Genomic DNA, 19,263 nt, shown 5'->3' with positions numbered 1-19,263 from the left:
TTACCCGGGACGCCACCGGGAACCCGCCGCCGACCACGCCGGTCGGCGGTCACGCCGTACCGGGGATCAACGGGGAGGACTCGTGGCCGTGACCCACCCGCCCGCGGGCCGCCCTCCGGAGCGGTCGCTGCGCATCGCGATGGTGGTTCCGCCGTGGTTGTCCGTGCCGCCGCCCGGTTACGGCGGCCTTGAGCAGGTCGTCGCCGCACTGGTGGACGCGTTGAGCGGTCACGGACACGCGGTGACCCTGTTCGGCGCCGGCAGCCACCACGGCACCGATGCCGACGGCTTCGTCTCGACCGTGCCCGATGTCCAGTACGAGCGGCTTGGCGAGTCACTGCCCGAACTGGCCCACCTGGCCCGGGTCAACCGGCTGATCACGGCGGCCGACTTCGACGTGATCCACGACCACACCACGATCGGTCCGTTGATCGCCGGCCGCCGGGCCGTGCCGACGGTCGCGACCGTGCACGGCAACCCCGTGGGGGAGTACGGCGATGTGCTCGACGAGATCGACTCGGGTGTCGCCCTGGTGGCGATCTCGCACGCCCAGCGTCGGCTGAATCCGAGCCTGCCCTGGGCCGGCACGGTGCACAACGCGCTGGACATCCGCGGCTTCCCGCGTAAGACCGTGCCCGGCCGAGGGCCGGTGCTGTGGTTGGCCCGGTTCAGCCCGGACAAGGGTCCCGACGTCGCCATCCGGGCCTGCCGGGAGGCGGGGTTGCCCCTGCTGCTCGCCGGCAAGTGCAACGAGCCGGCCGAGCGCCGCTACTACGAGCAGGTCGTCGCCCCGCTCGTCGACGAGAACGTGACAGTCGTCCTCAACGCCGATCGCGCGGCGACGCTGCGGATGCTCGTCGACGCCCGTTGCCTGATCATGCCAATCCAGTGGGACGAGCCGTTCGGCATGGTCATGTTGGAGGCGATGGCGACCGGGACACCCGTGGTCGCGCTCAACCGGGGTGCGGTGCCGGAGCTGGTCCGGCCCGGGGTGACCGGGCTGGCCTGCGCGCACGCGGACGAGCTGCCCGCGGCCCTGCGCGCGGCGGAGCAACTCGACCCGGAGGACTGCGTGGCGCACGTCGCGCGGAACTTCTCGGTCGAGCGGATGGCGTACGGGTACGCGGAGATCTACCGGCGCTTCGCCGCCGGCGGCCACGACGTGCGCGAGTCGGCCCACGTGTCGGCCCGCTGACCCTGCCCGCCGGGGCGTCACCGTGCGGTCAGACCCGGGCCATGCCCAGCTCCGCGACGGCGACGTCGAGTTGCTGCGCGTACGCCGGACTGATGCCACCCTCACCGAGGCGGACCGCGACCTTGTTGCGCAGCCGGGCCACCGGTGGTGCCAGCTCGTCGCGGCCGGAGCTGACCGCGGCGGTCAGGTTGCGCAGCTCGTTGCGCAGGTCGAGGCCGACGTCGCTGCGGATCTCCCCGGCGCTCAGCCCCGCCGTGATCAGCTCGTCGACCCGGTTGGCGGCCTCCACGAGGGTGCCCGGATCGGAGCGGGGCGACGTGGTCCTCGGCCCGGCCGGCGGTGCCGTCGTCGGCTCGGGCGGCGCGGAGGTCGGCGGGGCGGTCGTCGGAGTCGTCACCGGACCGGCCGAGGGTTGCGCCTGCCGGGTGGGCTGCTGGTCGGGCCGCAGGGCCACGCCGATCAGCACCGCCGCGACCACCAGGACCACGGGCACCAGCAGCAGCGCCAGTCGCCGTCGCGACCACCGCGACCCCGCGTCGGTCTCGCCCGCGTCGGTCCCGACGACGGCCGTTCCGCCGGCGGCGGCTGTTCCGCCGGCGGCCGTCTCTCCGGGGGCCGCCGCGACGGTTACCGCCTGCGACGGCAGGGGCTGAGCGGGCACCGGGACGGTCGTGGGTGGCGGGTCGGCCGGCACGAGCTGTTCGCGAAGCGTGGTGGCGACCTGGCGGGCGGTCGGCCGGTCCGCCGGGTTGCGGGCGAGGCTGCGCAGGCAGATCCGGGTCACCGCCGGAGGCAGGTCCGGCAGCTCGGCGAGGGTCGGCGCCGGACCGTTGGCCAGCGCGGCGCTGAGCTGCTCCCAGGTCTCCGCCGGGTACGGGACCCGGCCGGTGAGTGCCTCGTGCAGCAGGACGCCGAGTGAGTACACGTCGGTGGACGGCTGGGCCGGTGCGCCGTCGAGCCGTTCCGGAGCGACGTACGCCGGAGTGCCGAAGGTGCCGCCGTCCTCGTCCTCGTCGGGCGCGCCGATCCGGGTGGCGATGCCGAAGTCGAGGACCTTGACCCCCGAACCGGTCATCATCACGTTGGCCGGAGTGATGTCGCGGTGCACGATGCCGAGTCGGTGCGCGGCGGCCAGCGCGTCCGCGACCTGCGCGCCCACCTGGACCGCCTCGGCCCACGGCAACGGCCCCTCGGTGAGCCGCAGCTCCAACTCCTCGCCGTTGAGCAGCTCCATCACCACGAACGAGGTGATCGAGCCGTCCGGGGCGACCGTCTCCCCGTAGTCGTGCACCGAGGTCACGTGTGGGTGTACCAACTGGGCGGCAGCGCGGGCCTCCTCGCGCACCATGCCGCGGAATCGCGCGTCGGCGGCCAGCGAGGGAGCGAGCACCTTGAGCGCGACGACCCGGTCCAGCACCTCGTCGCGGGCACGCCAGATCACGGACATGCCACCGGCGCCGATCTGGTCCAGAAGTCGGTATCTGCGAGCCAGCAATCGGCCCGGATGCAGCGCTGCCTTCACGGATCGCACCTGCCTCAGGGGTGGGAGCGGTATCAGGTTGCGCGAATGCGTTCGGCCTGTCAACGCCGTCACCGGCTCCGGTCGCCGGGCGGTGTCTGGCGTGCGCCGACCGTCCGGCGACGGCGGCTGGCCGGTCGGCTGCGGACCCGTGCCAGGATGAGGGGCATGGCGGCGGGACCTGTGGCGTTCGTGCTCGGCGGCGGGGGAGTGCTCGGCGCGGTCGAGGTGGGCATGCTGCGCGCGCTGTTCCGCGCCGGCATCCAGCCCGACATGGTGCTCGGCACCTCGATCGGCGCGGTGAACGGGGCGCTCGTCGCCGCCGACCCGTCGGAGGCGGTGACCGACCGGCTGGTCCGGCTGTGGGCCTCGCCGGAGGCGAGCGAGGTGTACGGCGACTCGGTCGCCCGGCAGTTGCGTCGCTTCGCCGCCCGCACCCACCTGCACTCGCCCCGGCCGCTGCGCCGCCTGCTCGAAACCGAGCTGGGCGTGGACACCACCTTCGCCGATCTGCGGGTCCCGTTCCGCTGCTGCGCCGCGCACATCGAGCGGGCCGCCGAGCACTGGTTCGACACCGGTCCGGTCGTGCCGGCGGTGATGGCCTCGGCCTCGGTGCCGGGCCTGCTCCCGCCCATGGAGATCGACGGCGCGCACTACGTCGACGGTGGCATCGTCAACTCCATCCCGATCGGCGAGGCGGTGGCCGTCGGCGCGCGCCGGATCTACGTCCTCCAGGTGGGTCGGATCGAACGCGAGCTGACGCCGCCCCGACGGCCGTGGGAGATCGCGCAGGTCGCCTTCGAGATCTCCCGCCGGCACCGCTTCTTCCGCGAGATGGCCGCGCTGCCCGAGGGGGTGGAGGTGCACGTCCTGCCCACCGGAGGGCTGAACCCACGAGACGACACCCCGTGGGCGTACCGGGACATGGCGGCGGTGGGGCGGCGGATCAGCCGGGCGTACACCGCCTCCCGGCGTTACCTCGCCACCCACCTGGAGCGGTGATGCCGTTGCCCCCCAGGTGGCTACGCCGGTTGCTGTTCGCCCCCGCCGTGGTGGTGCTCGCCTTCGTCGTGGTCACCACGTTGCCGGTCTGGGCGCTCCTCGCCGCAGCCGCGTCGCCGCTGGTCCCGGGTCGCCTGCGCCCACTGCGGCTGCTCTGGATCGGCTGCGTGTACCTGGTCTGGAACGCTGCCGCGCTGCTCGCGCTCTTCGTGCTCTGGGTGGTCTCCGGCTTCGGCTTGCGGGTCCGGTCCCCGGCCTTCCAGCGTGCGCACTACGTGCTGGCCGGCTGGTTCCTGCGGGTGCTGTTCTGGCAGGCCCGCTGGACCCTGCGGTTGCGCATCGACGTGGTGGGCACCGACCCGGACACCGCGCTGCCCGGCCGGCCGGAGCTGGTGCTCTGCCGGCACGCCGGGCCGGGTGACTCGTTCATCCTGATCCACGGCCTGGTCAACTGGTTCAAGCGGGAGCCACGCATCGTCCTGAAGGACAGCCTCCAGTGGGACCCGGCGATCGACGTGCTGCTCAACCGGCTGCCCAACCGCTTCATCGCGCCGACGCCGGAGCGCGGCGAGGAGACGGTACGCCAGGTCGGGCACCTGGCCGCGGGCCTGGACGACAACGACGCGTTCGTCATCTTCCCCGAGGGCGGTAACTTCACCCCCAAACGGCGGCTGCGCGCCATCGCCCGGCTGCGCTCCCTCGGCCTGGAACGGATGGCCCTGCGCGCCGAGCGGATGCGCCACGTCCTCGCCCCGCAGCCCGGCGGGATGCTCGCCGCGCTGGACGCCGCCCCGGACGCCGGGGTCATCTTCGTCGCCCACACCGGACTGGACCGGATGCTCACCGTCGCCGACGTGTGGCGGGAACTGCCGATGGACAAGCAGATCGTGATGCGGTTCTGGTCGGTGCCGCCGGAGGACGTGCCGGTCGGACGGCAGCAACGCATCGACTGGCTGTTCGACTGGTGGGCACGGATCGACGCCTGGATCGCGGCCAATCGATGAGCGTGCGCCGCGCGGCCTCGCGGTCGGGAGCGAAAAGCCGGCTCGACGGGGTGGCGCCGCGTAGGGTGCGGGCGTGGATCAGATCTGCGTGGTGACGACGGTGGTGGATGCGCGTTCGGTCGCCGACGTGCTGGCGGCCGCGGCCGTTGCCGGTCGGCTGGCCGCCTGTGCACAGGTGGGCGGTCAGGTGGACAGCACCTACTGGTGGCGGTCCGGAGTGGAGACCAGTTCCGAGTGGTCGGTGCAGTTCAAGACCGCACCGGACCGGCTGGCCGCGTTGGTGGATCAGATCCGGGTCAGCCATCCGTACGAGGTGCCGGAGATCCTGGTGTCCAGGGTGGACAGCGGTGATCCCGCGTACGCGACCTGGGTCTTCGAACACACCCGACCCTGAGTACGCGGACTCTGGGCCGCGCCCCGGTCTGCTCCCGATGATGACCGGGTGGATGACACCCGCTATCCCTGCCCGGCCTGCGCTGCCCCGGCCGGCCTGAGCACCGGCTGCACCGGCTGCCGGCGCGCACCCGATCCGGTCGCCGCCGAGGTGTTCCGGCTGGGCCGAGAGGTCGCCCAGCTCGAGCCGGAGGTGGAGCGCGCCCGCCGTGCGTACACCGAGCTTGCTGGACGCCTCTCGGTGCTGTCGCGGCGGCGGGCCGAGCTGGCGGCGGTCGTCCGCGCGGGGTTGGCTGTTCCGGTGGTGCCGAGCCCGACGCCTGTCGTCGGGCCGGTGCCGACCGGCGGCCCCGGTGCTGCGGAGCATGCGGCACCGGGTGCTGCGGAGACGTCCAGCCGGACGATCCAGGGTCTGCTCTTCGTCCTCGGTGGACTGCTGTTGGGCACCGCGGCGGTGGTGTTCACCGCGGTGGCCTGGGCGTCGGTGGGCGTCGGTGGGCGGGCGTCGATCCTGACCGCGTTCACCGCGCTGCTGCTGGCCGTACCGCTGCTGGCGGTCCGTCGAGGGCTGCGCGGCACGGCGGAGACGTTCGCCGCGGTCGGGTTGCTGCTGGTGGTGCTCGACGGTTACGCGGCCTGGTCGGTGGACCTGGCCGGGGTGGCCGGCTGGCCGGGCAGCCGGTACGCCGCGCTGGTCGGGGGGGCCAGCGCGGCGGTCGCCGTGGCGTACGGCAGGTGGAGCGGGTTGACCGGGCCGTGGTTCGCCGCCCTGCTGGCCGCCCAGCCGGTGCTGCCGCTGCTCGCCGTCGCGGTCGAACCGGGTGCGGCCGGATGGGCGCTGGTCCTGCTCGCCGTGGCGCTGCTGGACCTGGGCGTGCTTGTCGCGCTGCGCGGCCGGGACGGTGTGGCGGTGCTGGTCGGCCGGGTGTCGGCGGCGGTCGGGCACGTGGCCGCGCTCGTCGGCGCCGCGAGTTGCGCCCTGGTGCCGCTGGTCCTCGGACGGGCGGCGGATTCGCCGCTGCTGGCCGGGTTGCCGCTGTTGCTTGTCGCGCTGACCGGGCTCGGTGCGGCCTGGTTGGTCGGCGGACCGGCGCTGCGGGCGGTGGCCGGCGCTGTGCTGGTGCCGGTGCTCGCCGCCGCGCTGCTGCGCCCGGTGGCCGAGCTGCGGCCGGCACTGCTGCTGATCGCGGCGGCGACGGTGGCCCTCGTGCTGGCCGGTGCGGTGCGGCTGCTGCCGGGTGCCGGGGGTTGGCGGACCGGCCCGCGCGCCGGTGCGCTGCTGGTCGCGGCCGGCACGGCGCAGGTGGCCGCGCTGATCACCGCCGTGCTCGCGGTCGCGGCCGTGAGCCGCTCGCTGCCGCCGTGGCGCGGGGCCGGGACGGGGCCGGACCTGGACTGGGGTTGGCAGCTCGCACCCGCCGTCGCGTTGGTGCTCGGCGCGACGGTCCTGCTGCTGCCCGGGAGGGCGCGAGCGGTGCTCGCCCCGGCCGGCGCGGTGGCGGTGCTGCTCGCCGTGCCCACCGGCTGGGCGGCCCCCTGGCCGGCGGTGGTGGCCGTCGACCTGGTCGGCGGGGTCGCCCTGCTGGTCGCCGTGCTGGCCCGCCCGGCGGCACGCGCCGCCTCGCTGCGCACCAGCGCGCTCGGTGCCGCCGTCCTGCTCGGGCACGGGTTGCTCGTCGCGCTGGCCACCCCGACCGGTGCTCTGGTGGCGCTCGGCAGCGTCGTCGTGGTCGGGCTGACACTCGCCGTACGACGGGGCGCCGGGCCGTACCGGCAGGTGGCCGGCGTGGGGCTGCTGGTCGCGCAGCTCGCGCTGCCCGGGGTCGCCACGGTGGCGCTGTTCGCCGCGGGTGCGCCCCCCTGGTGGCAGGCGCGGCTGGCCCTTGTCGCCGCCGGGCTGTCGCTGGTCGCGGTGCTCGCGGCGCGTCGCCACCGGGTGGAGCTGACCGGGTACGCGGTGACCGGCGCCGTGGTCGCGGTGACCGTGCCCGGACTCACGCCGCTGGTCGTGGCGGGCAACGAGCCACTGCCGCTGTACGCCGCGCTGGCGGCGCTCGGTGTCGCGCTCGTCGCCCGGTGGGAGCGGCCGGCGGCCGGCGAGAAGGAACCGGTCCGGCGGGCCGTGCTGCTGGCGGCGGGGGGCCTGCTGGCGGTGGTCACGGTCCTGGCGGCCCTGCCAACGGTGTTGACCGCGCTCGGGTCGCCGTACGGCAGTCGGGAGCGGGTGTGGTCGGGCGTGCCCACGATCGTCACCGACCCGATGGCGCTCCCTCGCGGGTTGGCGCTGGCCGTGCTGGGGGCGGCCGTCGTGCTGGCCGGTCGGGGGATCCGCCCACGCGTGCTGCTCGCGCTGCCGTTCGTCGCGGCCGCCCTGCCGGTGCTGCTCCTCGCGATCGGCACGCCGTGGCCGGTGCTGCCGGCGGCTGTGCTGTTCGTCGGAATGGCCGCGCTGCTGCTCGCGGCACTTGCCGCGCGGCCGGCGGGCGCACCTGTCGTCGTACCGGTGGGGGTGGTGCTGACCACGTCCGGTGTGGCGGGGCTGCTGGCCACCCCGGCCGGGACGCTCGCCGCGCAGGGGGTGCTGCTGGTGGCGGCGGTCGTCGTCGCCGTCGGGGCGCGCGTGGTCGAGGTGCGGGTCGCGGGGTGCCTGGCCGCGGTGGGGGCGGCGTCGGCGCTGGCGGTGACCGCCCCGCTCGCCGGAGGGCTGCCGCTGCGGGCGGCGGCGTACCCGCTGCTGGGGGTGGCCGCGCTCGTGCTGGCCGTCGCCGCGGTGGCCTCGCCGCGAGACCGGGTCGGGCGGGTGCTGGACGCTGCCGCGCAGGCGGTGGCGCTGGTGGCGGCGGTGCTCGTCGTCGAGGTGGCGCGGCACCTCGCCACCGTCTGTGTGCTCTGGGGCGTGGCCGTCGCGCTGCGGCTGCTGCGACGGGGTGAGCCGGCCGGTCGGCGGTGGGTGTTCGCCGGCATCGCCGCCGGCAGCGAGTTGCTCGGTGCGTGGGTGCTGCTGTCCGCCGGCGGCGTGACCGTGCTGGAGGCGTACACCCTGCCGGCCTCGGCGCTCGCCCTCGGCGCTGGTCTGCTGGCGCTGCGCACCCGGCCGGGCCTGACCAGTTGGCCGGCCCTCGGCCCGGGGCTGGTCGCGGCGCTGCTCCCGAGCCTCGTGTCGGTGCTGGCCGGGGCGGACCCGCAGCCGTGGCGGCGACTGTTCCTCGGCGCGGCGGCCCTGGGCGCGGTGCTGGCCGGCGCCAGCCGCCGGTGGCAGGCGCCGGTGCTGCTCGGTGGGGGAGTGCTGGCGCTGTTGGCCCTGCACGAGGTGGCCCGGGGCTGGGACCTGCTTCCCCGGTGGATCTACCTCGGTGTGGGCGGGCTGGCGCTGGTCGGGCTGGCCGCGACCTACGAGCGGCGGCGGCGTGACCTGGCTCGGTTGCGGGCCACGGTGGCCCGGCTGGGCTGAGTCACGCCATCGGGGGTAGTGCCCGCCCTACCCCCGATTCGGGGGTTGCCAGGTTTTCTCAGCGCTACCGCGGACGGGAGACTTGACGATAAGCCCGAACCGTCCTGGTTCAGGCACAAGCGGATCGGGAGCAGCAATGGCGCTCGGAGCGGTGGCGGAACCGCCGGTACGACGGCGAGGCAGTGACTACGCACAGTTGTCCCGGCGGATCAGCCAGGCGGGCCTGCTGGAGCGACGCCCCGGTTGGTACGTCGCCCGCATCACGCTCACCCTCGGCGCCTTCGTGGCCGGCTGGATCGCCGTGTTCCTGCTCGGCGACTCCTGGTGGCAGCTGCCGCTCGCGGCACTGATGGCGGTGGCCACCACCCAGGTCGCGTTCCTCGGGCACGACGCCGGTCACCGGCAGATGTTCCGACGCCGGGGCGCCAGCGAGTTGGTGGGGATGTTCGCCGGCAACGTGGCGGTGGGGATCAGCTACGGCTGGTGGGTCGACAAGCACAACCGGCACCACGCCAACCCGAACCACGAGGACGAGGACCCGGACGTCGGCGCGGGCGCCCTGGTGTGGACGCACGAGCAGGCGCTGGAGACCCGCGGGTTCGGCCGTTGGATGGCGCAGCGGCAGGCGTACTTCTTCTTCCCGATGCTCCTGCTGGAGGGTCTGAGCCTGCACGTGGCGAGCATCCGGGCGATCGTCGGCCGGGAGGACGGCAAGTACGCCGTCCCGATGCGGCACCGGGCGGTCGAGGCCGCGCTGCTCGTCGCGCACACCGTCGGCTACGTGGCGCTGCTGTTGGCGGTCATGTCGCCGGTCAAGGCGCTGCTCTTCGCCGTCGTGCACCAGGCGCTGTGGGGCCTCTACATGGGCTGCGCGTTCGCACCGAACCACAAGGGCATGCCGATGCCGACCGCCGAGGACGACCTGGACTTCCTGCGTAAGCAGGTGCTGACCTCCCGCAACGTGCGGGGCAGTCGACTGGTGGACACCACGCTGGGCGGGCTCAACTACCAGATCGAGCACCACCTCTTCCCGAACATGCCCCGCGCCAACCTGCGGCGGGCTCAGCCGATCGTGCGCGCCTACTGCGCCGAGCAGGGCATCCCGTACGCCGAGACCGGGCTGATCGAGTCGTACCGGCAGGCGCTCGGTCACCTGCACGAGGTGGGCCGGCCGCTGCGCGGCTGAACGGCACCGCCGCTGCGGCGGTGGTGAGTACTGATCGATGGGGCGGCATCTGATGATGCCGCCCCATCGATGTGTTTCTGGCCGGCATATCCGGTCTCGGGGGAAAAGCAGCGATCGCAAAAATTGCCTCAGGTCAATAGTTGCCATGGTCAATCATGGCTTGCTAGGTTCACTGCGGCACCCACGGGGGGCGCTGATCTGACTCATTCTCTGAGCCTCGTCGCGGTGTCCGGCGCTGTTTCTGCGCGTCCGATTCCTTCTTCGCGGCAGTGTGACCGGCACGTCAAGTGCCGTGGGCAATTGTGTCTTCGTTGTCGGCATCGCGTGAAGGAAAACAAATGAGCATTGTCGGTAATGGACGCCGCCTAATTGCGGTCCTGGTCGGCGTCGTGCTGGTGGTCTCGGGCAGCCCCGCGTACGCGCGGCCGGCAGGTGGCGCCGAGTCGGCACCCCGGGCGGGCACGGTCTTGCGCCCGCCGACGCCGCAGGGCCGGGACGTGCCGGACACCCCACCGGGTCCGGCGAAGGTCCTGCCCTCGGTGGCCCAGCCGACACCCGCCGAGGCGATACCGCCGGCACGCCGGGTCCGGGAGCTGGTCGACCGCCGCACCGCGAGCACCAAGGTCTACCTGCTGGCCGACGGACGGATGCAGGCGGAGGCCAGCCGCGAGCCGGTCCACTACCGCGACGGCAAGGGCCGCTGGCAGGACATCCAGTCGACCGTGTCCGCCGGGGACAGCTCTGGCTACCCCTTCGCCGCCACCCGCAACACGTTCGCCGGCAGGTTCGGCGACCGCAGTGACCGCGTGCTGTCGTACTCGATGGGGGATTACGGGTTGACCCTCGGGCTCGCCGGCGGCCCGCAGGCCCTGCGCCCGACCGCCAAGGGTTCCCGGGTCACCTACCCGGGCGCGCTCGGCGGCGCCGACCTGGTCTACGAGGTGACCCCGTCGGCGATCAAGGAGCAGATCGTGCTGGCCGCCGCGCCGAGCGGGCCGGCCACGTACACGTTCACGCTGGACGTGGACTCGGTCCGCGCGGTGCCGGAGGCCGACGGCTCGCTGTCGTTCTTCGCCACCGACTGGCAGGGTCCGGCGCTTTTCACGATGCCTCGGCCGTACATGTACGACAGTGCCGACGACCAGGCGTCGGTGGTCGGCAAGGCGATGAGCTACCAGGTCAGCCAGCGGGTCAGCCAGCAGGACGGTCGCACGGTGGTGACGGTCAGCGCGGACGACGCCTGGCTGCGCGACCCCGCCCGTAAGTACCCGGTGGTGATCGATCCGACGATCAAGGTCCAACCCACGTTGAACCAGGCCCAGGACGTGATGCTCGCCTCCGGCGGTCCGACGGAGAACTTCGACAGCACCTGGAAGCTGTCCGCCGGCGCCTCCACCGGGGGCACGTTCCGCTCGCTCACCAAGTTCGACCTGTCCAAGGTGCCGGCCAACACCGTGCTGGACTCGGCGCAGCTGCAGATGTATTTCGACCAGACCCACGGTGGCGCCGACGACAGCGCGATCGCGTTCGAGGCGCGTCGGGTGACCGCGGCGTGGAACGAGACCACCGCGACGTGGAGCAGCATGAGCGCCAAGTTCGCCGAAGTCGGGGAGAACCGGGAGCAGGTCGACGAGGCGGAGACCGCAAAGGTGTCCGCGAGCGGTGAGTGGGTGGGTGCCACGGCCACCGACCGCAGCCTGGCGAACAACGGCGCGTACCGGTACAACGCCGACGCGTCCACCGGTCAGACGTTCACCTGGGTGCCGCGCCTGACCGAGGACGGCCAGTACGAGGTGTACGTGCACTACGTGCCGGGCTCGGACCGGGCCACGAACGCGCCCTACACCGTGTTCCACGACGGCGGTTCGGTGGTCAAGACGGTCAACCAGACCACCGGCTCCGGCAGTCAGAACTGGGTGTCGATCGGCACCTACGGTTTCAAGGCGGGCACCACGCACAAGGTGGTGCTCGGCGACGTGGCCAACAAGAAGGTCGTGGCCGACGCGGTGCGGCTGGTCAAGCGGGCCGAGGTGACCAAGCCACTGAACCAGACCAACGCCTGGCACAGCTACAGCGTCCGCTCGATCGTGCAGGGCTGGCTGGACAATCCCGCGACGAACTACGGCTTCATGCTCAAGGGCAAGGACGAGACCAACAAGAACGGCGGCCCACGGTACGAGTCCGGCGACTTCTCCTACGGTGGTGAGGACGACCACGGCCCGAAGCTGGTGCTGACCTGGGGCAAGCCCGGGGTCGCGCTGAATCCGGTGACCACCGTCCGGGCCACCGGCGCCGACCTGTCCTGGTCGTCCTACACCGACCCCTCGTCGTCGCCGGATGACGACCTGGTCGAGTACCAGGTGCACTCCAGCAAGACACAGAACTTCATGCCGAACGCGTCCACCCTGGTCGCCCCGATTCGACCGGGCCGCACCACGTACTCGGACACCCACGCGACGCCCACCCCGGCGAACTCGTCGACCCAGTTCGGCGAGGCCTACTTCTACATGGTCGCCGTGCGGTTGCGCGACGGCACGGTCATCCCGGCGCAGACCCAGATGGTGCGGCTGCCCAAGGCCGGCCAGGTGATCAGGTTCTTCACCGGCGCGGACGACAACACGTTGACAAGCGCCAAACCGGACAACAACTGGGACAAGTTGGATGCCGGCGGTGAGCTTCAGGTCGGCAACAAGGGCTCGATCTACGGCAACAGCCGAGTGGTGCTGAAGTTCCCCAACGTCACCGGACTGCCCGCTCAGGCGAAGATCGTCAACGCGCAGGTCGGCCTGTGGGGCTGGTACACCGAGGGCGACGGCGCCGGCCAGCAGCAGTTCCAGCTCCGCGGGTTGACCCAGAACTTCAGCGAGACGACCTCGACGTGGAAGAGCGCCCAGTCCGGGATCGCCTGGAACACGGCGGGCGGCGACGTGGAGTCGACCGTGCAGTCCACGGTCAGCTCGCTCAACGGCGACCCGGGCTGGGTCAACTGGGAGGCCGGCCCGCTGGTGCAGCGCTGGGTGGACAGCGCGAGCAACAACAAGGGTGTCCAGATCCGGCTTGCCAACGAGGCCGGTGTGGAGCAGCGGGTGCTGTTCCTCTCCGCCGAGGCGGCCGAACCGTCGCTGCGGCCCCGGCTGCGGGTCATCTACACCGTGCCGAACAACGCCAGCACCTACCACGCGCCGAACACGCCGAGCCGGATGATCCCGGGTGACCAGTACCTGGTGCCGGTCACCGTCACCAACACCACGTCGTCGTCGGTGTGGTCGCCGTCGGACTGGGTGCTGTCGTACCACTGGACGCGTCCGGACGGCACCCCCGCCACCAACGCGGGCAACCCGATCGAGACGCCTCTGCCGTCGGCGCAGGCACCCGGCGGTGTGGTCACCATCAACGCCACCGTGAAGGCCCCCGCCGGCGGTGGTGACGGCGATCGCCGGGAGGACTACGTCCTGAAGTGGGACCTGCGGAACAAGAACTCCGGGCAGTGGTTGTCGGAGGGCACCCAGATCCAACCCCTCGACCAGGCGGTGGCCGTCGAGGACCCCACCTCCGACCAGCTCGGGCTGGAGAAGTTCTACCAGTACGCCGGCGGCAGCGCGGGCTCCGGCTCGTCGCTGATGGTCAACCAGTTCTCGGGTAACGCCGTGTTCGGCTACAACCCGTTGGCCAACCCGAGCCGGGGCGTGTCGACATTCGTCCGGCTGACCTACAACAGCCAGGACACGTCCACCTCGTCGATGGGGTTGGGCTGGTCGTTGTCCACCACGAGCGCGGTCCGGCTCGGGTCGCCGTTGCAGTTCCGGGGCGGGGACAGCACGTGGCCGCAGCAGGTCGCGATGACCGACGGTGACGGCACCACCCACCTGTTCAACCTGGACAAGCACAACAGCGCGAACACCGCGGACTGGCGCTACGTGCAGCCCGCCGGGGTGCACCTGTACCTGCAACGCACCGGTAGCGGCGACACCAGCCAGGCGTGGACGATGACGCGGCCGGACCGCAGCCAGTTCGTCTTCGACGAGCAGGGCTACCAGAGTGCCGTGCGGGACCGTAACGGCAACCAGCTCCTGTTCACCTACGAGCGGATGCAGGTCGACTACCGCAACACCGCGATGCTGCGCTACCTGACCGATCCGGAGAACCGGCGGACGTTGTCCCTGGACTACTACGCCGCGGGCGACAGCTACACCGCGTTCGTCAACGGCACGAAGCAGAGCCTGACGAACCTGCAGGACCGGCGGATCATCAACCAGCTCAAGTCGATCACCGACGTGAGTGGGCGGGTGATGTCCTTCGTCTACAGCGACGGTGGACTGCTCCGGGAGGTCACCGACGGGTCCGGCACTGCCGACGCCAAGCCCTTCGGCTTCGTCTACGACGAGTCGCAGGGGCCGCAGAACGCCCGCCTGACCCGGGTGGTGGACCCGCGGACGGCCGTGTCGAAGATCGCCTACAACGAGGCAGGTGACCAGTTCCTCCAGGGCAAGGTGAACATGGTCACCGACCGGTTGCTCAAGAACACCCTGGTGGATTACCAGGACCCGGACGGCGACGCCAGCGACGGGGTGCTCACCACGGTGACCGACCCCAAGGGCCGGGCCACCGAGAGCTTGATCGACGGTTTCGGTCGGGCCACGCGCATCACCAACGCCCTGAACCAGGCCACCCTGCTGGGCTGGGACGCGGACAACAACGTCAGCCGGTTGGAGGAGGCCGGCGGGGCGATCAGCACCTGGCGGTTCGACCAGGTGACCGGCTACCCGCTGGAGGTCAAGGATCCCGAGGCGAACCGGAACAACACCCCCGGCCTGCGGATGGACTACCGGTACGGGTTGGCCGGGCACACCGCCGAGCTGACCGACAAGTACTCGCCGGAGGGCCGGCACTGGAAGTTCGGGTACGACACCGTCGGCAACCTCACCTCGGTGACCGACCCCAAGGGCACCGCCACGAGCCTCGAGGGTGACTACACCTCCAGCTACGCGTACGACCCGTTCGGGCGGATGACCAAGGCGACGGACGCCAACAAGCACAGCACCGACTACGCCGACTACGACCCGGTCGGTTACCCGCGCAAGATCACCAACCCGTTGACCGAGGTCACGAAGTACACGTACTCGTCGATCGGCAGCGTGCTCACCGTCACCGACCCGAAAGAGCGCACCACGACCTACACGTACGACGGCTTCGGTCGTCCCCTGACGCAGAAGGTCCCGAAGGACGCCGCGAACGGCGTGTACATCACCACCCCCGCTCCGGTGTACGACAAGAACGACAACGCCACCCAGCAGACGTCACCGACCGGGGCGGTGACCACCGCGGTCTACGACGCGCTGGACCGGCCGAGCACGGTCACCACACCGAAGGACACCTCCAACTCCGAGGCGTCGACCACCAAGTACGACTACGACCAGGTGGGCAACGTCATCAAGGTGACCGAGCCGAAGGGCATGCTGACCCCGGCCGACACGCTGGACTACGCCACGGTGTACGTCTACGACGAGCTGAACCGGCCCAAGGAGGTCACCGACGCGCTCAACGGCCGACTCAGCATCGACTACGACCTGGCCGGCAACGTCCGGCAGCAGATCGACCAGCGGAAGAACGCGACGTCGGACCCCAACGACTGGACGGCACAGTTCACCTACGACCTGAACCGTCGGGTCAAGACGACGATCGACCCGAAGGGCAACAGCACCGGCGTCGAGTACGACCGGGACGGCAACCCGACCGTCGCGATCGACCAGGACGGCAACCGGTCGCTGATGAACTACGACGAGCGTTCGGCCCTGATCGAGCAGAAGGTGCCGTACCAGTCGTCCGGCGGCACGATCACCTACCGGACCACCAAGTACGAGTACGACGGGGTCGGCAACCTCAGCCGGCAGATCAGCCCACGCGGGGTCGAGACCACGAACGATCCGGACGACTTCACGACCGTCACGCTCTACGACGCCGTGAACCGGGTCCGTGAGGTCCAGCAACCGTACGACCGGGACGACTCGCAGTTCACCACGCCGTCGGTCACGAAGTACCAGTACGACACGGTCGGCAACCTGGAGTTGATCTCCGCACCGCCGTCGAACGACCAGTCGGCCCGCAACGACACCGTGCAGACGTTCTTCGACAACGGCTGGATCCGCACCTCGAAGGACGTCGGCTGGAACATCACCACCACGTACGACTACGACAACAACGGCGCGCAGACCTCCCGGACGGTCGCCGGCGCCAGCGGCACCCCGCGCCAGATGGACTGGACCTACTACCCGGACGGCAAGAAGAAGAGCCAGTCCGACAACGGCGCCGGTTCGGGCACGCCGAGCAAGAACTTCGCCTACGAGTACGACGTGAACAGCAACCTCGCCAAGATGCTGGACACCAGCACCGGGGCGGCCATCGACACCTACGCCGTGTCGTACGACATGCTCAACCGCGTCGCCAGCGTGGAGGAGAAGAAGAGCACGGCGGTCAAGAACACCACCACGTTCTCGTACGAGCCCAACGATCTGCTCAAGAAGCGCACCCACGACACGCAGATCTCCGAGTACACCTACGAGACCGAGCGGGACCTCGCCAGCGAGATCAAGAACTCGACGTCGCCGACGGACCCGAAGCCGAAGTACACGCGCTACACCTACAACAAGCGCGGGCAGACGGCGACCGAGACCAAGGGCAACGGCAACGTCGTCACCACCGACTACTTCCTCAACGGCTCGGTGCAGAGCCAGGTGGAGAAGAAGTCCGGCGGCGCGGTGGTCAACCAGCACACCTACGAGTACGAGGCCAACGGGCAGAAGTCGAAGGACGTCTCGCACAAGCAGAACGCGGACAACCGCAGCGCGTACGTCGACACGACGAGCACCTTCGCCTACGACCCGCAGGACCGGATCCGTACGGTCACGAAGACCGGCAGCGGCGCCGGCACCGAGAGCTACGTGCACGACGCCAACAGCAACGTCGTCAAGCAGACCGTCGGCGGTGTCACCACCGACTACGAGTACGACAAGAACCGCCTGAAGTCCGCCAAGATCGACGGTGTCGAGGCGAGCTACGCGTACGACCCGTACGGCCGGCTCAAGACGGTGACCTCGCTCGGAATCACTCTGGAGAGCTACACCTACGACGGCTTCGACCACGTCGTCACCAACGTCAAGAACCCGGGCAACAAGACCACCAACTACACGTACGACCCGCTGGACCGGCAGGCGACCCGCACCTACGGCGGCAAGACCACCACGTACGCGTATCTCGGGCTGACCGGTGACATCTCCGCCGAGCTGGAGGGCACCAAGGTCGTCAAGTCCTACCAGCGCGGTCCGGGCGGTGACCTGCTGTCGCAGGTGAAGACCAACACCGACGACACCCAGGAGGACTCGTACGTCGGTTACGACGGGTCCTCCGACATCGGGCAGATCACCGACGACAAGGGCGACGGCCGGGCCACCTACGGCTACAGCGCCTACGGCAAGAACGACGCCGGTCAGTTCACCGGTGTGGACAAGCCCGACGCCGGTAACCCCGAGAACCCGGACAAGGCGCCGTACAACGCGTACCGGTTCCAGTCCAAGCGCTTCGACCAGTCGACCGGCGACTACGACATGGGCTTCCGGGACTACGACCCGGGGATCAACCAGTTCCTCTCCCGGGACTCGTACAACGGGGCGCTGGACGACCTGGGCCTGGCCGTCGACCCGTACACCGGCAACCGGTACGCGTTCGCCGGCGGCAACCCGATCAGCAACGTGGAGCTGGACGGCCACAACTGGCTCTCCGACGCCGCCGACGAGGTCGGTGACTTCGTGAAGGACGCGGCTTCGGCGATCGGCTCCGACGTGAAGGAGGCCGGGCAGAACATCGCGCAGGCCGCGTACGACACCGCTGTCGCCGACAGCCCCGCGGTCGACAAGGAGACCAGCGACGCGGCCAAGGGCCGGAACAAGGAGCGCGGCGAGTCGCTGAAGAAGACGTTGAGCAACCCGGGTCAGGCCGTGAAGGACTGGTCCGACGGGCTGACCAACGACGTCAAGTCCGGTCATCCGGGTAAGGCAGCCGGGCACCTGTTGTTCGACGCGTTCAGCATCGCCGCCGGTGGCGGCGGGGGCGGCGCGGCGAAGGGGGCCGCAGCCACGGGTGCCAAGGGTGGGGCCGGTGGCGGCGGCCTGAAGCTCGGTTCAAAGACCGGCGGGAACTGCCTGTCCAACAGTTTCGTGCCGGGCACCCTGGTGCTGATGGCCGACGGCAGCACCAAGCCCATCGAGGCCGTCGAACTCGGTGATCAGGTGCTGGCCAGCTCTCCCGAGACGGGCGAGACCGAGGCCAAGCCCGTGACCAGGCTGATCCGTGGTGAGGGTGAGCGGGACCTGGTAGACGTCGCCGTCGCCGTGGACGGTGCGGCCGACGGCGAGACCGCCGACATCACCGCGACCGCCGGTCACCCGTTCTGGGTGGAGGACGAGCAGCGGTGGATCGAGGCCGGGCAGCTGATTGCCGGCGACCAGGTGGTCAGCTCGGACGGCCGCGAGCTGTCAGTGGTGAGTACGCGCCGCTGGACGGAGCACGCGACGGTCTACAACCTGACCGTCGACGACATCCACACGTACTATGTGCTGGCCGGCACGACCTCGGTGCTCGTGCACAACTGCACCCCCGATGCGGGTGCCATGCACAAGAGCGCCACCGACCCACTGAACGGAAAGGCAGGAGATTCCGCTGCCTCGCGGGCGTACCAGAAGCACATGGGCCGACCGAACACGTCACTCATCCCGCTGCGTTCCGGCAAGGATCGGGTCGGGATGTCGAATCATCTGATCGAAGACCTCCTCACGAATTCCAAGACGGCAACTCAGAGGTGGAACCACCCCGAACATGGGGGTGTGATCGACCAACTCCTTCCGGACATCGGCGCGAGATGGAAGGCGAACGGCGACTTCGTCGGATTCCTCGATCACACGGACTATCGAAGGGGCCAGCCGTGAGCCCCGGCAACCACGCTGAGCTTCTCCGTCGGATATCTCTGCAAGAAGGTGGACTGCTGGAGATATGTGTCCTCGATGCCTCTCTTAGGGATTGGCAATCGACCCTCGACGCGCTCGAGCAGGCGGGTTACGAAATGTCGCTGGCAACGGAGGGCGAGGGCGACAAGGAGCCAGTGTCGATAACGCCCGTGCTCTTCTCCGAAGGAGACAACGTGACCAGCACGTTGCATGTCCGAGTCGGTCGCCAGCTGTGGACGACCCAGTTCTACTCGACGTCACTTGTCGACTTCCAGGGCGACCCACTCGCGGTGACCACGAAGGCCGATCTGGACGACGTGGAGAAGTTCATGGTGGTCATCTCTCGGGCGACCGGAAAGACGGCGCGCTTCATTCCGGAGTCTCTTGATCCGCAGAAAACCAGGTCCTACCTGGAGGTCGGTCCGTGAGCTGAGGGCGTGTCGGTGCGGTCGCGATCGCGGTGTCGTCGGCGACGAGCGAACGACGGCACGGCGTCGAGGCCTTGACCGGTGGCGCG

9 protein-coding genes are annotated in these 19,263 nt (G+C 70.6%); 8 read left to right on the top strand and 1 reads right to left on the bottom strand.

The window, feature by feature from the left end:
- Window positions 1-139: 139 nt before the first annotated feature.
- Entirely contained in the window at window positions 140-1,195 is a 1,056-nt protein-coding gene (locus tag AB0C01_RS20495; protein ID WP_357571892.1) for a glycosyltransferase family 4 protein, read from the top strand.
- 28 nt (window positions 1,196-1,223) lie between these two features.
- Here the strand turns inward: AB0C01_RS20495 and AB0C01_RS20490 are convergent, their stop codons facing one another.
- Window positions 1,224-2,717: a serine/threonine-protein kinase gene (locus AB0C01_RS20490; RefSeq protein ID WP_357246569.1), complete on the bottom strand. Its 1,494-nt coding sequence runs from the start codon at window positions 2,715-2,717 to the stop codon at window positions 1,224-1,226.
- Window positions 2,718-2,882: 165 nt separating this feature from the next.
- On the opposite strand from AB0C01_RS20490, the gene AB0C01_RS20485 reads away from it, so the two are divergent.
- The 7 genes from AB0C01_RS20485 to AB0C01_RS20455 all read left to right on the top strand — a co-directional run bounded on the left by AB0C01_RS20485 (window position 2,883) and on the right by AB0C01_RS20455 (window position 19,174).
- A complete protein-coding gene (locus AB0C01_RS20485; protein ID WP_357246566.1) occupies window positions 2,883-3,716 on the top strand; it encodes a patatin-like phospholipase family protein in 834 nt (277 codons plus the stop codon).
- Window positions 3,716-4,720, top strand: a complete 1,005-nt coding sequence (locus tag AB0C01_RS20480; protein WP_357571830.1) for a 1-acyl-sn-glycerol-3-phosphate acyltransferase — start codon at window positions 3,716-3,718, stop codon at window positions 4,718-4,720. The genes AB0C01_RS20485 and AB0C01_RS20480 overlap by 1 nt, the downstream gene beginning before the upstream one ends.
- Window positions 4,721-4,793: 73 nt before the next feature.
- Window positions 4,794-5,114 carry a divalent-cation tolerance protein CutA gene (cutA, locus tag AB0C01_RS20475; RefSeq protein ID WP_357066756.1) on the top strand — a complete coding sequence of 107 codons (321 nt, stop codon included), beginning with the start codon at window positions 4,794-4,796 and terminating at the stop codon, window positions 5,112-5,114.
- A gap of 48 nt (window positions 5,115-5,162) precedes the next feature.
- Window positions 5,163-8,564, top strand: a complete 3,402-nt coding sequence (locus AB0C01_RS20470) for a hypothetical protein (RefSeq protein ID WP_357571829.1) — start codon at window positions 5,163-5,165, stop codon at window positions 8,562-8,564.
- Between the two features lie 136 nt (window positions 8,565-8,700).
- The gene (locus AB0C01_RS20465; RefSeq protein WP_357571828.1) at window positions 8,701-9,750 is read left to right on the top strand and encodes an acyl-CoA desaturase; all 1,050 of its coding nucleotides are present in this window, start codon (window positions 8,701-8,703) and stop codon (window positions 9,748-9,750) included.
- Between the two features lie 338 nt (window positions 9,751-10,088).
- Window positions 10,089-18,728: a DNRLRE domain-containing protein gene (locus tag AB0C01_RS20460; RefSeq protein WP_357571827.1), complete on the top strand. Its 8,640-nt coding sequence runs from the start codon at window positions 10,089-10,091 to the stop codon at window positions 18,726-18,728.
- Between the two features lie 212 nt (window positions 18,729-18,940).
- Window positions 18,941-19,174 (top strand): hypothetical protein, encoded by a 234-nt coding sequence (locus AB0C01_RS20455; protein WP_357246553.1) that lies wholly within the window; start codon window positions 18,941-18,943, stop codon window positions 19,172-19,174.
- Window positions 19,175-19,263 lie beyond the last annotated feature (89 nt).

Origin of the sequence: Micromonospora sp. NPDC048905 (assembly GCF_040649655.1) — a bacterium.
In the GTDB taxonomy this organism is placed as follows: Bacteria; Actinomycetota; Actinomycetes; order Mycobacteriales; family Micromonosporaceae; genus Micromonospora.
The sequence above is the reverse complement of the archived record's forward strand: the minus strand, read 5'-3'. Positions and strand labels throughout refer to the sequence as shown.

Excerpts from the sequence above, each read along its gene's own strand:
- AB0C01_RS20495 (WP_357571892.1), top strand. The coding sequence starts at position 140 with ATGGTGGTTCCGCCGTGGTTGTCCGTGCCGCCGCCCGGTTACGGCGGC.
- AB0C01_RS20485 (WP_357246566.1), top strand. The coding sequence starts at position 2,883 with ATGGCGGCGGGACCTGTGGCGTTCGTGCTCGGCGGCGGGGGAGTGCTC.
- AB0C01_RS20480 (WP_357571830.1), top strand. The coding sequence starts at position 3,716 with ATGCCGTTGCCCCCCAGGTGGCTACGCCGGTTGCTGTTCGCCCCCGCC.
- AB0C01_RS20465 (WP_357571828.1), top strand. The coding sequence starts at position 8,701 with ATGGCGCTCGGAGCGGTGGCGGAACCGCCGGTACGACGGCGAGGCAGT.
- AB0C01_RS20460 (WP_357571827.1), top strand. The coding sequence starts at position 10,089 with ATGAGCATTGTCGGTAATGGACGCCGCCTAATTGCGGTCCTGGTCGGC.